This window comes from Devosia ureilytica, from assembly GCF_024273195.1.
GTDB classification, from domain to species: Bacteria; Pseudomonadota; Alphaproteobacteria; order Rhizobiales; family Devosiaceae; genus Devosia; species Devosia ureilytica.
The window spans coordinates 124,886-139,226 of the sequence record NZ_JAMZCU010000008.1 but is presented as its reverse complement, the minus strand read 5'-3'; the positions used below and the strand labels follow the sequence as shown (position 1 = coordinate 139,226).

The 14,341-nt window shown below is 62.4% G+C and carries 13 protein-coding genes and 1 tRNA gene; 2 read left to right on the top strand and 12 right to left on the bottom strand.

Annotated elements, in window-relative coordinates:
* Positions 1-95: 95 nt before the first annotated feature.
* The 11 genes from NIM87_RS17640 to NIM87_RS17590 form a co-directional block, all read right to left on the bottom strand.
* A complete protein-coding gene (locus NIM87_RS17640) occupies positions 96-953 on the bottom strand; it encodes an HNH endonuclease (RefSeq protein WP_254676038.1) in 858 nt (285 codons plus the stop codon).
* A gap of 79 nt (positions 954-1,032) precedes the next feature.
* Positions 1,033-1,890: an ABC transporter ATP-binding protein gene (locus NIM87_RS17635; protein WP_254676037.1), complete on the bottom strand. Its 858-nt coding sequence runs from the start codon at positions 1,888-1,890 to the stop codon at positions 1,033-1,035.
* Positions 1,887-2,915: an ABC transporter substrate-binding protein gene (locus NIM87_RS17630; protein WP_254676036.1), complete on the bottom strand. Its 1,029-nt coding sequence runs from the start codon at positions 2,913-2,915 to the stop codon at positions 1,887-1,889. The genes NIM87_RS17635 and NIM87_RS17630 overlap by 4 nt, the downstream gene beginning before the upstream one ends.
* A gap of 26 nt (positions 2,916-2,941) precedes the next feature.
* Entirely contained in the window at positions 2,942-3,694 is a 753-nt protein-coding gene (locus tag NIM87_RS17625) for an ABC transporter permease (protein ID WP_254676034.1), read from the bottom strand.
* A gap of 115 nt (positions 3,695-3,809) precedes the next feature.
* A complete protein-coding gene (locus NIM87_RS17620; protein WP_254676033.1) occupies positions 3,810-4,964 on the bottom strand; it encodes an iron-containing alcohol dehydrogenase in 1,155 nt (384 codons plus the stop codon).
* A gap of 134 nt (positions 4,965-5,098) precedes the next feature.
* Positions 5,099-6,481, bottom strand: a complete 1,383-nt coding sequence (locus NIM87_RS17615; RefSeq protein ID WP_254676032.1) for an aldehyde dehydrogenase family protein — start codon at positions 6,479-6,481, stop codon at positions 5,099-5,101.
* Positions 6,482-6,529: 48 nt separating this feature from the next.
* A complete protein-coding gene (locus NIM87_RS17610) occupies positions 6,530-7,894 on the bottom strand; it encodes a glutamine synthetase family protein (RefSeq protein WP_254676031.1) in 1,365 nt (454 codons plus the stop codon).
* A gap of 56 nt (positions 7,895-7,950) precedes the next feature.
* Positions 7,951-9,015: a type 2 periplasmic-binding domain-containing protein gene (locus tag NIM87_RS17605; RefSeq protein ID WP_254676030.1), complete on the bottom strand. Its 1,065-nt coding sequence runs from the start codon at positions 9,013-9,015 to the stop codon at positions 7,951-7,953.
* Between the two features lie 115 nt (positions 9,016-9,130).
* Complete coding sequence (locus NIM87_RS17600) at positions 9,131-10,456, bottom strand: TRAP transporter large permease (RefSeq protein ID WP_254676029.1); 1,326 nt, start codon at positions 10,454-10,456, stop codon at positions 9,131-9,133.
* Positions 10,453-10,965 carry a TRAP transporter small permease subunit gene (locus NIM87_RS17595; protein ID WP_254676028.1) on the bottom strand — a complete coding sequence of 171 codons (513 nt, stop codon included), beginning with the start codon at positions 10,963-10,965 and terminating at the stop codon, positions 10,453-10,455. The genes NIM87_RS17600 and NIM87_RS17595 overlap by 4 nt, the downstream gene beginning before the upstream one ends.
* A gap of 39 nt (positions 10,966-11,004) precedes the next feature.
* Entirely contained in the window at positions 11,005-11,766 is a 762-nt protein-coding gene (locus NIM87_RS17590) for an N-formylglutamate amidohydrolase (RefSeq protein ID WP_254676027.1), read from the bottom strand.
* Positions 11,767-11,851: 85 nt separating this feature from the next.
* Between NIM87_RS17590 and NIM87_RS17585 the strand changes: the two genes are divergently transcribed.
* Positions 11,852-12,688 carry a MurR/RpiR family transcriptional regulator gene (locus NIM87_RS17585; RefSeq protein WP_254676026.1) on the top strand — a complete coding sequence of 279 codons (837 nt, stop codon included), beginning with the start codon at positions 11,852-11,854 and terminating at the stop codon, positions 12,686-12,688.
* A 65-nt stretch (positions 12,689-12,753) separates the two neighbouring features.
* On the opposite strand, the gene NIM87_RS17580 is transcribed toward NIM87_RS17585, so the two are convergent.
* A tRNA-Gly gene (locus tag NIM87_RS17580) sits at positions 12,754-12,827 on the bottom strand.
* Positions 12,828-13,025: 198 nt separating this feature from the next.
* On the opposite strand from NIM87_RS17580, the gene NIM87_RS17575 reads away from it, so the two are divergent.
* A complete protein-coding gene (locus NIM87_RS17575; RefSeq protein WP_254676025.1) occupies positions 13,026-14,033 on the top strand; it encodes a LacI family DNA-binding transcriptional regulator in 1,008 nt (335 codons plus the stop codon).
* The last annotated feature ends 308 nt before the right edge of the window (positions 14,034-14,341 follow it).

The window sequence follows — 14,341 nt, the reverse complement described above, 5'->3', positions numbered from 1 at the left end:
CGAACCAAATCACAAAAAGCCCCCGCCCAAAAAGCGGGGGCTTTTTGCTTTCCAGCGTCCGGCGCCGACACGTCCCAAGCGCTTCCCTCAAAGGATTAGCGCTGAAACACCATGTCGCGGTGAAACAGCAGGTGTGCCGCCGCCGGCCGTACCGATATCGGCTCAGGAAACCAGGCGCGACTGCGGCCGTTGAACCGCGTTCTCAGGTCCGGCGTCATGCGATTGCTGACAAGGATTGGCCCGGTGGGCGCGAGTGTGAACAGGCCCGCATCATAGGCCCAATGGTGGGTTCGGCACATCGGCATGGCATTGGTGATGCTATCGGGGCCGCCATGACGCAGCCCCTGCAAATGGCACACTTCGACCTCATACAATCCGCGTTCGGCGTCGGCAAAGCCGCTTCCGCACACGGCGCAGGTCGAACCGTACAGCTCGAGCACCTGCCAGCGCAATTGTGCGTCCCGCATGGCCATTTTCCTGTCGATCCGACGCAGCGCCGGCCCAACCGCCGGAGCCCTCCGCAGGGGCTCCCCCATAGGCGCCTCAAAGCCGCGCGGCTGTGCCAGGGCGCTCTCGAGCCGGGCGATGGCCGCCTTGTCGATGCTGGAAAGGCGCCTGATGCCGGTCGAGAAATAGCTGAAAGCCACGCTCCCATCGGCCCGATAGGCCAGCGACTCGAGCGGTTCGGGGATGTGTTCGAGGCGGATGCTGCGCGCAAAGGTCTCGACTTGTCCCAATTGCACAAACATGAACCGGCGCTGCGCCGTATCGAGCCGGACTTCTTCCACCTCCGCCTTGCCGAAATAGCCGTTCAACGGTTCGTCCCTTGGAGCATAGAGCAGGACATTGCGCCCGATACTGTTGATCGCCAAATCCTTGTTGCGATTGTCGATGCGTACCACGGAAAGCGACTTCTGCCGGCTCGGACGGACATTGAGAACAGCAAATGGCATTTGTATTTCCCCCAAGAGGGAGAAATACGTAAGCGGCGGTGCGGAATATTGTTTTAACGGGGCGCGGTCAGTCTCGATGTTAGGCTTGGACGGTGCCGTGACGTCCAAAGAATGCCGAACTCGGCTCGGCCAGAACCAGCCGGCGGATCTGGGTCCAGAGATGAGCGCGCAGCGCTATATAGGCGGGCATTTGCCGTACCGCGTCGGGGATGCGGGGTCGCGGCAGGTCCACCAGGATGTCATCCAGCACCGCTCCGGCGCCCATGACGATCACCCGGTCGGCCAGCAGCAGCGCTTCGTCCACGCTATGGGTCACAAACAGCACCGTGGGCCGCTGCGCTTCAAAGAGCGCCAGCAGGTCTTCCTGCATCAGCTCGCGCGTCTGGGCGTCGAGATTGGCAAAGGGTTCATCCATGAGCAGCACATCGGGTTTCCCCACAAGCGCCCGCGCCAGCGCCACACGCTGCCGCATGCCGCCCGAGAGCTGGGCGGGATAGTGCTGCGCCCATTGCGCCAACCCGACCTTGTCCAGCTGTTCGGCCACCCGCCGCTGCCGCGTGCCGGTACCAAGCCCACTTGTTTCCAGCGCAAAACCCACATTGTCGGCCACATTGCGCCAGGGGATCAGCCGGAAATTCTGAAACACCATGCCGACGTCTGGGCCGGGCACCGGTGCATTGCCGCCAATGGTCACCGCACCGGTGTCGGGGTCGATCAGCCCGTCGGCCAGCCGCAGCAGCGTGCTCTTGCCGCAGCCGGATGGGCCGACAATGGCAACGAATTGGCTCGACGGAACCTCAATATCTATGGCGTGTACCGCAGTCGTGCGGGCGCCTTTAGGCGCGGCGAAGCCCTTGCTCACCCCGGAAAAGCGGATGGCCCGGCCAGTCGGTCGATAGGCCGCAGCAGAAGCCGGGCTGGTCCGCGTCTCGGTCATCGGTCGGCGGGGTCCTGGTTTTGCGTGACGCCCAGGCTGGCGAGCGCCGCGTCCACTGGTCCAAAATCCACCCAGCTTTCAAGCGGCGGCATCGCCGAACCGGCGAAGTCTGCCGTGCCATAGAGCCAGCTGGCGGTGTAGCCCAAGGCAGCGGCGCTCATGCCGCCATTGACGCTCCAGCTGGACGCAAAGTCCGGGGCCAGGTTTTCCAGCACGCCGCGGTCGGTGTCGGGCAGGGCCGCGGCCATGGCGTTCACCCACAGGTCCGGGTCAGCGGCAAAGTCCCTGCTGATGCGGATCAGCGCCCGCAACACGGCGGCCACATCATCGGGGCGCTCCCGGAGCACCGCGCCGGGCACGGCATTGACCTTGTTGATCAACGGCGCGGCGGCATAATAGGCGTCCTGGTCCACCAGAACATGCAGCGTGTCGGTCTCGGGCAGGCTGATCCAGGTGCCGATCGACATGGTCGTGGCGTCGATCTGCCCGGCCATAAGCGCCTGGGCGCGCACATTGGGTTGGCCCAGCGCCACCAGTTGGGTCGCCTCGATATCGGCGCCAAGCGTTTCGAGCACGAGACCCGACAGCGAATGGTCAAGGCTGCCCACGCGGCCGACGCCAAACCGCGCGCCTGCCAGCTCGTCAACCGAGCCAATCGCGTTCTGCGCCGCGATTAGGAAGGGCAGGGACTTGTTGGGCGAGGCCACAGCGCGCAGGTCACTGGCGCCGGCGGCAATGGCCTGAAGCAGGGCATCGACGCCAACATTGGCCATCTCGCCATCACCCGATTGCAGCGCGGCCAGGGCCGACGGCGTCTGCTGCACGCGCACCAGTTCCACATTGACGCCTTCGCGGGCGAAATAGCCCAGCGACACAGCCAGATCCATCACCGAATTGGGCACCAAAGGCGGCTCCAGATGGGTCACGATCAGACGAAACGGGGCGTCGGATTGGGCCAGCGCCGGCGTGGTGAGCAGGCCAATCAGCACCAGTGGGGCGCACAGCATTTTGAGGAGCATAGGCATGGGCGAAAGGTCCAATATCAGGATGGTTATGCTGACCAGCGCGTCAGGCGGGTTTCAACTAGGCGCAATATTTCGGTAACAACGACGCCGATGGCCGACAGGGTCAGGACGACCACAAAATACTCGGCCATGCGGAAGCTGTTTCCATAAAGGGCGAGAAGGCCGCCAAGGCCGCTGACGGCGGTATAGAGTTCGGCCACCACAGTGTTGATGAGCCCGATCGTGGCGCCGATGCGCAGGCCGGCGAGAATATAGGGCACCGCGCCGGGCAGCACCACGGCGCGAAAAATTCGCGCCCGGCCTGCGCCGGTCGAACGCGCCATTTCCACCAGGTCAGCATCGGCCTGGCGCACCCCGGCATAGGTATTGATGATAATCGGCATGACCGCGCCCAGAAACACCACGAACAGCTTTGCCTCTATCCCCAACCCCAGCAGCACAATGATCAGTGGAATGAAGGCGACGCGCGGCGTCGCCGCCAGCGCATAGACATAGATTTCCAGCGTGCGCCCCAGCAGCCCGAACGCGCCCATGAAAATGCCCAGCGGCAGTGCCACCGCAATCGCCAGCGCAAATCCGCCCAGGTAGGTCCCAAGACTGGCCAGCAGCGCGCCAGCCAATCGGCCCTCCGACCACAGCCGCCCCGCAGCCAGCGCCGTTTCGAGCGGGCTCGGAATGACATTGCGGCTGACATGGATCGACGCCAGCCACCAGAGCATCAGCAGCAGACCGAGAAACAGCAGGCGGCTGATCGCAATGACCCAGCCAGAAGACCGCATAGGGTCTGCTTTTGCCAACAATCCGTCGCCTCCCGCACTTCTGGCCACACGCTTGGCAATAGCCTTCAAGCCGGCCGCTGTCGACGGGGTGAGCAGTGTTTCGGGCGCGCGGACCCTAAAGCTGCCCCGCCATGGCCCGATCGAAAATCTCGAGGGCACGGTCCTTGGTGAGTTCCACGGGATTGCCCCCGGCCGTCGGGTCGACAATGGCCATGTCGCCGATCAGCGCGCGCTGCGCGTTATCGACGCCGAAATCCTTGAGCGTGTGGGGCACGCCCAGATCGGACCGCAGTTTGATCACCGCCGCCATGAAGGCCTCAAAGCTCGGCTCCAGCCCCAGATAGGCGGCAAGCCGTTTGATGCGGTCCTCGATGGCCGGTCGATTGACCAACAGAACATAGGGCATGAACACTGCATTGGTCATGCCGTGGTGAGTGTCATAAAGCGCCCCGACCGGGTGACTCAGCGCATGAATGGCGCCCAGGCCCTTCTGGAAGGCCGTGGCCCCCATGGCAGCCGCGCTCATCATATGCCCGCGCGCCTCGACATCATTGGGGTTGGACGCCACCTTGGGCAGGTTTTCAAACACCAGCCGAATGCCTTCGACGCCAATTCCATCCGCCATGGGGTGATAGCCGGGCGCACAATAGGCCTCCAGGCAATGGGCCAGCGCATCCATGCCGGTGCCCACCGTGATGAACCTGGGCATGCCCACGGTCAGTTCGGGGTCGGCAATGACCACCCTGGGCATCATCAGGGGATGGAAGATCACCTTTTTGGTGTGCGTCAGCTCATCGGTGATCACCCCGGCGCGGCCTACTTCCGAGCCGGTGCCGGCCGTGGTGGGCACGGCAACAATGGGGAAGATCCCCTTGGGGTCGGCGCGGGTCCACCAGTCGCCCACATCTTCGAAATCCCACATCGGCCGCGTCTGCCCGGCCATGAAGGCAATGACCTTGGCCGTGTCGAGCCCCGAGCCGCCGCCAAAGGCGATCACTCCGTCATAGCCGCCAGAGCGAAGGACGGCGATGCCGGCCTCAACATTGGCCGAGATCGGATTGGGCTTCACCTCTGAGAACAACCCCACATCGATACCCTGGCTCTTGAGATCGGCCAGCACCTTCTGCGTCACTGGCAAGGCCGCCAGCCCGGCATCGGTCACCAGCAGGGGCTTGCTGATCCCCGCCGCCTTCAGAGCCTCGGGCAGTTCGGCAATGCGCCCGGCGCCAAAACGCATGCTGGTAGGGTAGTTCCAATTGGCTTTGGTCATTGTGGCCTCGTTTGCTCTCGGTAGCGTCCCGAACTCGGTGTCATCCCGGCCTTGAGCCGGGATCCAAACTGAGATCGCGGGATGGGCCCCGGCTCAAGGCCGGGGTGACATTGCGGTGGGGGTGATGCTGGTGGTCACACCCGCTTCAGATGAAAACTTTTCGGCTGCGTCAAATTCTGGTAGCCGATTTCGCTTAGGCCACCGCCCTTGCCGGTGTCCTTGACCCCGGTCCAGACCAGCGCCGGGTCGAGATAGTCGCAGCGATTGGCAAAGACGGTGCCGGTCTCGACCTGGGCGCCAATGCTGGCCGCTGCGTCCAGATCATCGGTCCAGATCGACGCCGTCAGCCCATAGGGGCTGTCATTCATCAGCGTAATTGCCTCGGCGTCGTCGGCCACCTTCATGATGCCCACGACCGGACCGAAGCTTTCCTCGCGCATCACGCTCATCTGGTGATTGACCCCGGTCAGCACTTCTGGCGCCAGATAGGGCGAGCCAGCCACGTCGCGGCTGTCGCCCCAGTTGAGGTGCCGCGTCGCGCCGCCGCGCACGGCCTCTTCGGTCTGCTGGCGCACATGGTCGGCAAAGCTGCCGCGCGCCATGGGGCCAATGATCGTGTCGGCATCGAGCGGATTACCCAGGGTCCAGCCCCTGGCTTGCTCGACAAAACGCTCCACAAAGCCGTCATAGGCGTCCTTGTGCACATAGATGCGCTCGACCCCGCAACAGGACTGGCCCGAGTTGAAGAAACTGCCATCGACAAGGTTCTCGGCCGCATAATCCAGATTGGCATCGGCCCGCACATAGGCCGGGTCCTTGCCGCCAAGCTCCAGGCCCAGCGTCGCGAAGGTGCCTGCGGCAGCCCGCTCGATCCGGCGCCCGCCCTCCACCGAGCCAGTGAAATTGATATGGTCGATCTTGCCCGAGCCGATCAGCTTTTCGGTATCGGCATGGCCCAGCACCAGGTTTTGGAACAGGCCCGCCGGCAGCCCCGCACTGGCGGCAGCGGCAGCAAAACGCTCACCGGCCAGAAGCGTCTGGCTGGCGTGCTTGAGGATGATCGCATTGCCCGCCATGAGACCCGGGACGATGGAATTGACCGCCGTCAGGAACGGATAATTCCATGGGGCAATTACCATCACAGTGCCCAGTGGCTCGCGGGTGATATAGCGGGTGAACCCTTCCTTTGCGGGCCGCATCGAGGGCGCCAGCGCCTCGGTGGCCAGCGCGATCATATAGTGACTGCGTTCTTCGACGCCGCGTTTTTCGCCGCCAAAGCGAACCGGGCGACCCATCTGCCAGGCCAGTTCGGGCACGATTTCGTCATTCATCAGCGCCAGCGCATCGACGAAATGGGTCAGGATTTTCTGCCGCTCGGCAATGGTGGTTGCCGCCCAGGCGAGCCGGCCGGCCCCCGCCTGCACAACTGCCGCCTCGATTTCACTGCCCGACGCCAGCGGGCGCTCGGCATAGACGCTGCCGTCAACCGGCGAGATGATTTTGACCGTCTCGGTCATTTTTGGCCTCTTGTACATACACGGCGGTTCGGTGGCAGGTCGCCAGAGCTAGCTCCGCTCAAACCCGCGCTTCAACTCCCAATCGGTCACCCGGCGGTCATATTCAAGCTGTTCCCACTCGGCGGTATGGGCGTAATGGGCCACCACATCCGCGCCAAAGGCCTCCGCCAGCATGGTGGAGCGATTGAGCCAGTCCGTGGCCTCTCGCAGGGTCTTGGGGATTTCGCGCAATTGCTCGGTGACATAGGCATCACCCACAAAGGCTGGCTCGAGCACCAGCTTGTCTTCAATGCCCTTGATGCCGGCGGCAATCAGCGCGGCAATGGCGAGATAGGGGTTGAGGTCAGCCCCGCCGATGCGGCATTCCACGCGGATGGACTTGGAATGCTCGCCGCAAAGCCGGAAACCGGCGGTGCGATTGTCGGGGCTCCAGATCGCCTTGGTCGGTGCAAAGGTGCCGCTCTGGAAGCGCTTGTAGCTGTTGATATAGGGCGCCAGGAAATAGGTGATGTCGCGTGCATAGGCCAATTGGCCGGCCATGAAATGCTTCATCAAATCACTCATGCCCCGCGCATCCGTGGCGTCGACGAACAGCGGCTTGCCTGCTGTGTCGGCCAGCGACATGTGGATATGGCTCGATGATCCGGCCAGCCCATAATCCCATTTGGCCATGAAGGTCACGGCCTTGCCCTCGGCCCAGGCGATTTCCTTGGTGGCGTTCTTGAGCACCACATGGCGGTCGGCCATGGTCAGCGCATCGGCATATTTGACGTTGATTTCCTCCTGCCCCGGTCCCCATTCGCCCTTCGAGCTTTCCACCGGAATGCCCGAGGCCTGCAAATGCTTGCGCAGGGCGCGCATCACGCCCTCTTCCTTGGTGGTCTGGAAGATATGGTAGTCCTGGATATAGTCGCCGGCGGTCCGGGCTTTGGCATGGCCCTTCTCGCTGATCGTGCGATAATCCTCGTCGAACAGATAAAATTCCAGTTCGGTGGCCGCATTGGCCGTAAAGCCCATGGCCGCCAGCCGCTCGATCTGGCGCTTCAATATGGCGCGCGGGCTGTGTGGAATTGGCTGGTGATGGTGATGATCGGACAGATCGCACAGGACAATTGCGGTACCCTCGAGCCAGCTGGCCTTCATCAGCGTTGAAAGGTCCGGTTTCATGACGAAATCGCCATAGCCCTTGCCCCAATTGGCCGCCGCATAGCCGGGCACAGGCTCCATGTCGATGTCGTCTGCCAGGAGATAGTCGCAGCCATGCGTCTCGTCTTCGGCGACCTCGATGAAAAACTCTGCCTGGAACCGCTTGCCGATCATGCGCCCCTGCATATCGGGAAACGCGACGAGCACCGTGTCCATGCGCCCGGCGGCAACGTCCTTTTTCAGCTCGGCAAGACTATAGGCGGCCATTTCCATCTCCAGGAATCTAAGGGCCCGGCCGCGCCCACGCGGCCGGGGAGATCGGCTTAGCTGTAGCGATAAGGCGCTCCGGCCAGCTCCATGTCGGCATTGTACTTCTTGATGATTTCGACCACGCGGGCGCTGCGCTCGCTCTGGCCGGCAATCTCGTCCCAGAAGGTCAGTGCGTCCTTTTCGACGGTGGCCCATTCGGCGGCCGGGATCGTCGTCAATTCGAGATTGCCTTCGATACGGAACTTGGCCTCGCCCGCCCAATACCAATGCTGGCGATAATAGTGCGAGCTGTCGATCATCATGCGATAGAGCTGCTGGAGATGCGGCGGCACTTCGTTCCACTTGGCCGTGTTGACGAAATACGATCCGGCCCAGGCGCCCGAGAGCGGATTGGTCAGATAATATTTGAGCGCATTGGCCCACCCCACGGTGTGCAGCTCGGTCGTGCCGCTCCAGCAGATGCCGTCGAGTTCGCCCGTCTGCAGCGCCGGCTCCACGTCTTCATAGGGCAGCGACACCGGCACCACGCCATATTTGGCGAGGAACTGGCCGGCCGTCGGGAATGTATAAACCCGCAGGCCATTCAGGTCCGCAAGGCTGCGGATCGGCTTGGTCGTGCCGAAATTGCACGGGTCCCAGGCGCCGGTCGAGAGCCAGGTCACGTCCGGGATTTCGGCATAGGCCTCTTCCCAGATTTCCTTGAGCCCCCGCCAGTGCCACAGCGCCGGCACGTCCAGCGAGTAGCGCGAGGCGAGCGGGAAATAGGCCCCGAACACCTTGACGTCGACTGGCGCTGCCGCCGAGTCGTCGTCGCTCTGGGCGGCGTCGATTGTGCCCTGCTGCACGGCGCGGAACAGCTCGCCATGCGGCACCAGCTGATCGGCGGTATAGAGCTCGATTTCCATCTCGCCATTGGCGGCGGTGTTGAACCACTCGATGGCATTGCCCACCACATGCTCGGACAGCGCCGGACCGGCATAGGTCTGCAGGCGCCACTTGATCGGTGCCTGGGCCTTTACATGCGGCATGGCGAGCGTGGTTGCACCCACGGCACCAGCCGTGGCCAGGCCCGCCCTTTTGAAGAATTCGCGTTTCGTAATCTTGGTCGTATCGGTCATGTCAGGATATCCCTTTCCTTGATGTGCCCGAAGCGGTGCCACTTGCACCCGCGGCCGCTTCGGCTCGAAAACCCACTCGCAAAATCGACGTCGAACTCCTTTGCTCGCTTTCGTCTCACCGCCCGGTCACGACGCGGGGCAGCCAGAGCGCAATTTCAGGAAAAATCATGATGATGATCATCGCAAGCACCATCAAAAAGAAGAATGGCGTGATCGAGCGATAGATATCGGCCAGCGAAATCTCTGGCGGCGCCAGGGCGCGCATGAGGAAGAGATTATAGCCAAAGGGCGGGGTGATATAGGCGATCTGGCAGGTGATCGTATAAAGAATCCCGAACCAGATCGGGTTGAACCCCAGCGAGATCACCAGCGGAATATAGAGCGGCGCCACGATCACCAGCATGGCCGTGTCGTCGAGGAAAATGCCAAGGATGATAAAGCTCGCCAGCATGGCGATCAGGATCATCCAGGGGTCGAGCTCCCAGGTGTTGAGCAGCAGGTTCTGGATCGCCTTGATCGCTCCCAGCCCGTCATAGACCGACGAGAAGCAGAGGGCTGCCATGATGATCCAGAGGAACATGGTCGAGATCATCAGCGTGTTGCGCGTGCAGTTTTCCAGCACCGCCCAGCTCAGCCGCCGCGAGAAAAGCGCCGCCAGCGTTGCCAGCAACGCGCCCACTGCCGAGCTTTCGACAAGGCTGGTCACGCCGGTCAGGAACAGGCCCATCATCAGCCCGAACACGCCCAGCGGCAAAACGCCAGCGCGGGCCAGGGCGAACTTTTCCGCCGTGGTGAGGTTTTCGCGCTCTTCGGCCGGCAGCACGGGCGCCAGCTCGGGCTGAATACGGCAGCGGATATAGATGTAGAGGGCAAAAAGCGCCGCCATCAGCAGGCCTGGAAAAATCCCGGCGAGCCACAGTTGCAACACCGGCTGGCGCGCAATCATCGCATAAAGCACCAGCACCACGCTGGGTGGGATCAGAATGCCCAGGGCCGAACCGGCCTGGACCACGCCGGTCACCATGATCTTGTCATAGCCGCGTCGCAGCAATTCGGGCAGCGCCACGGTCGCCCCGATGGCCATGCCGGCCACCGACAAGCCATTCATGCACGAGATCAGCACCATCAGCCCGATGGTCCCGATCGCCAGCCCGCCCCGCATGCCGCCGAACCACACATGGAACATGCGATAAAGGTTCGAGGCGATGCCGCTTTCCGAGAGCATGTAGCCCATGAACACGAAGAAGGGCACGGTGATCAGCGGATACCAGTTGAGCACCTGGATCGCCGCATTGAACGGCATTTCCACCGCCCCATTGCCCCACAGCCACAGCGCCGCCGCCGAGCCGACAAAGCCGATGACGCCGAAGACGCGCTGGCCGGTCATCATGAGCACCAGCATGGTGGCGAACATGAAGATGGTGATCATCTCCGAGGTCATGCCATGGGCCTCCCCATGGCCGTGGCGATGTCCTTGAACAAATTGGAGATGGCCTGCAGCAGCATCAGGAAGATGCCCAGCGTCATCAGCGATTTGACCGGCCACATCAGCGGGCCCCAGGCGCTATAGTTCTTCTGGCCGTAAACCACGGCATATTCGGTGCTCGACCAGCCGCCACGCAGCAGCACGACCAGATAAAAGATCACAAAGCCGATGGTGATTGCGTCGGTCACTGCGCGCCGCTTCGGATCGAGCCGGCTATAGAGCAGGTCCATGCGCACATGGGCGTTTTCCTGCAGCGAATAGGCGGCGCCGAGCAGGAAATAGGTCGCCAGCATGAACTGGGTCATCTCCAGCGCCCAGTTGATCGGCACGCCGAAGAACAGGCGCGAAAAGGTCGAGGCCAGCTGCACACCGGCCATGGCGAACAGCAGCAGCATGGCCACGCGCCCCACCGCCCGGTTGATGCGATCAACCACCCTGACAAAGAGCTTTATCGGTCCGGGCAAAACGGGGGTCCTTCTAAGCTCTTGGTCTGCATGGTGCGTCTATAGTCCCTTGATCTCTTGCCGGGCCCGCTCAAGGCTGCGCGCCAACCGTTCGGCCCATAGCGTCACGCCCGCAGCGGTACCGATTTCATCATTGCGGATTTCGATCATGGTCGCGGCAATACCCCGCCCGTCGCCGTGCTTTTCCAGCGTCAGCGTCACCCCGTTGAGGGCGGCATAGGGCTCATTCCAGCCGATGTTGAGGCTCGGATCATCCGCTGCCAGGGCGCCCTGCAAGGCGCGCGTGAACGTCAGGTCCTTGCCGTGGATGAGCCCGATTGGCCAGGGTCGGTGCTGGCCCAGAAACACCGGCGTGAACGAATGCATGCACACAAGCGTGGTCTCGCGGCCCGCCGCATCACGCTGGTTCAAAACCGTCTCGACCGCGTCGTGATAGGGCCGATGGTAAGTCTCGATGCGGAACTGGCGTTCCTGAGCCGAAAGCCCCTCATTGGCCGGAATATGGGTCGCTTCCGACAGCGTCCAGATCAGGTCCGGGGCGTCGAGGTCCCGGTTGGCGTCGATGACCAGCCGGGACACGGTGGATTCCACCAGGGGCGCATCGAGCAGGGTGCTCAGCGATTGGCAGACGGCGAGCGCGCCCGGATCCCAGGCGATGTGGCTGACCCGCTCGGCTTCGCTCAATCCCATGTCGCCATAGCGTGCCGGAATACGGCGCGAGGCATGGTCGCAGACCAGCACGAAAGGCGAGGTGCCCTCGGCATTGCTGACCAGAACCGGGTTTTCGCCTGCTGCGTGCATTTCCCTCTACGCCTGAGCGATTAACTTCTGTAACAGTAGTTCCACAAACTGAAAAACTGTCAATGCTGAAACGTGAGGTTCATCGATGGAGGGCAAGACCGTTGCGGCGCGCATCCACGATCTGCACGGAGACCTGACCGGCGCGGGCCGCAAGGCGGCACGCGGATTGCTGGGTAACTATCCGCTTCTGGGCCTTGCGCCGGTGGCCGAATTTGCCTCGGGCGCCCAAGTCAGTGCGGCGACCGTGGTTCGCTTCGTGGCCCAGCTCGGGTTCAAGTCCTATCCCGAGTTCCAGCGGGCGCTGCGCGAGGAGCTGGAACAGCGCTCCAAATCACCGCTTGAGCGTCCCGCCCTCCTGCCCGTGTCCGATGAAGAAGGATTTCTGTCCGCCTATCTCAATCAGGCCGCGCAGCGGGCCAGCGAGACCATCCAGCTCATTCCCAACTGGGAATTTGAAGCCGTGTGTCAGAAACTGGCGGATCGCAAGGGCCACTGCTACCTGGCCGGCGGCCGCTTCACCGATTTTCTGGCCGGCTATTTCGAGGCCCATTTGCGCATCATCCGGCCAGCCGTCAGCCGCTTCGATGGCCGTATCGCCACCCGGGCCGATCAGATGATCGACGTCCGCCCCGGCGATCTCGCGGTGCTCTTCGATGTCCGTCGCTACGATGACAACCTGCTGGAAACCGCTGCTGAACTGGCCCGCAAGCGCGCCCACATCGTGCTGATCACCGATGAATGGGTCAGCCCGGTCTCGCGCCACGCCAAACACGTTCTGCCCTGCCGCACCGAATCCGGCCGCACCTGGGACGCCAATGGCGCCATGCTGGCGCTGGTCGAGGCCCTGATCGCCCGAACCACCGAACTGGCTTGGCCCACAGCCAGCAAACGCATGGGCACCCTCGAAGGCTGGGCCACCTAGGTTCTCCACGAATTCACCGGTCCAACCAGTCAAACCCGAAGCGAAAATCCTGAACTGCGAGGAGTTGGAGCGGGTGAAGGGAATCGAACCCTCGTCGTAAGCTTGGGAAGCTTCTGCTCTACCATTGAGCTACACCCGCGACGCGCCGATCAATGCTGGAAATCGCGATCAGCGTCAAGCGGTGCGGTTATGCCTCTTTTGCTCTTTATAACCTGTTCATCTAAGCGGCCCTGGCGTGGGGCCCGTGTGCAGGGTAGATCTCGTCCAGCATTTGCATATGGCCTTGCTTTACTCAAGAAACGCAAATATTGCGTAGAAGGGTAGAAGAGGAAACCCAATGGCATCGGGCAAACGCGCCAGTCAGGCCGATATCGCTGAAAAGCTGGGCGTCTCGGTTTCGACCGTATCGCGGGCGCTGGCCAATGAAATTGGCATCAGCGAGGCGGTCCGCGCCGATGTGCAGCGTATGGCCCGGATGCTGGGTTACAAGAGCAAGCACCCGCCGACCCTGGGCAAGCTGGACAAGCGCGCCCTGGCGCTAGTGCCGCTGAACAGCGCCATGGGGAGCCTGGCCAGCTTCTATCACGGTATTGTCGAAGGCATGCGGGCCCAGTCCGAGGAGGCGGGCATTGTTCTCGATGTCCGGCTGGTCAACGAGGATATGGTGACGCTCGACTTCATCCGGCGTCAGGTTTCCAAAACCGGTGCCAATGGCGTCATCCTGGCCGGTATTGACCCGGACGAAGATATTGCGCACTGGGCTCAGGAGGCCGGGACGGCGCTGGTTCTGGCCAATGGCAACGACCCGCAGATGCGCTTCAATTCGGTTTCGCCAGCCAATTTTTATGGCGCTTATCAGGCTACGCAGTGCCTCATTGACGCCGGGCACCGCAAGATCCTGCACTATACCTATCGCCATCGTCCCACCATTCTGCAACGCCGGCGCGGATTTGAGGCGGCCATCGCCGCAAACCCCGGCGTTGAGGGCATTGTGGTGATTTCCAACGAGCACTCCAGCAAGGATCTGCTCGCCTCACTGCTGGCTGGTGAATATGATGTGACGGCGGTGTTCTGTTGGAACGACGGCGTTGCCGTCAGCATGGTTGAGGCCCTCCTGGGGCAGGATTCGCCCATGCAGCAGGGCTTTTCCATTGTTGGTTTCGACGATCTGCCGATTGCCGGCATGGCCAATCCGCGCCTGAGCACGGTCAGGGTTGATCGCGAAGCCATTGGCCGTGGGGTCATTCGCCTTCTGGCCAATCAACTCGACGGCGAAAACGCCATCCAACAACTCGAAATCGGTGTCTCGCTGGTCGCCGGCGAAACCGTCCACACCATCGCCTGAAGCGCTGTTCGATCCACAATTTCGCCTGATCGCTGTTCGTCCCACGACCTCGCCTGAGCCCTGTGTCGTCCCACACCCTCGCCTGAGCGCTGTTCGTCCCAGAACCTCGCCAGAGCCCTGTTTCGGCCCACAACGTCGCCTGAACCCTGTTCGGCCAAACGTCGCCTGCGTCCTGTTCGGCTTAACTTTTTTTCGCCGTCATGTTGAAAACCCGCCTTTCGTAGGCCCGGTTTTGCGGCCTATCCGGCTGCACCGGCGATGCAATTTCCGCAAATTTGCGTATTTTGCACAAAACACGCAAAAAGCTT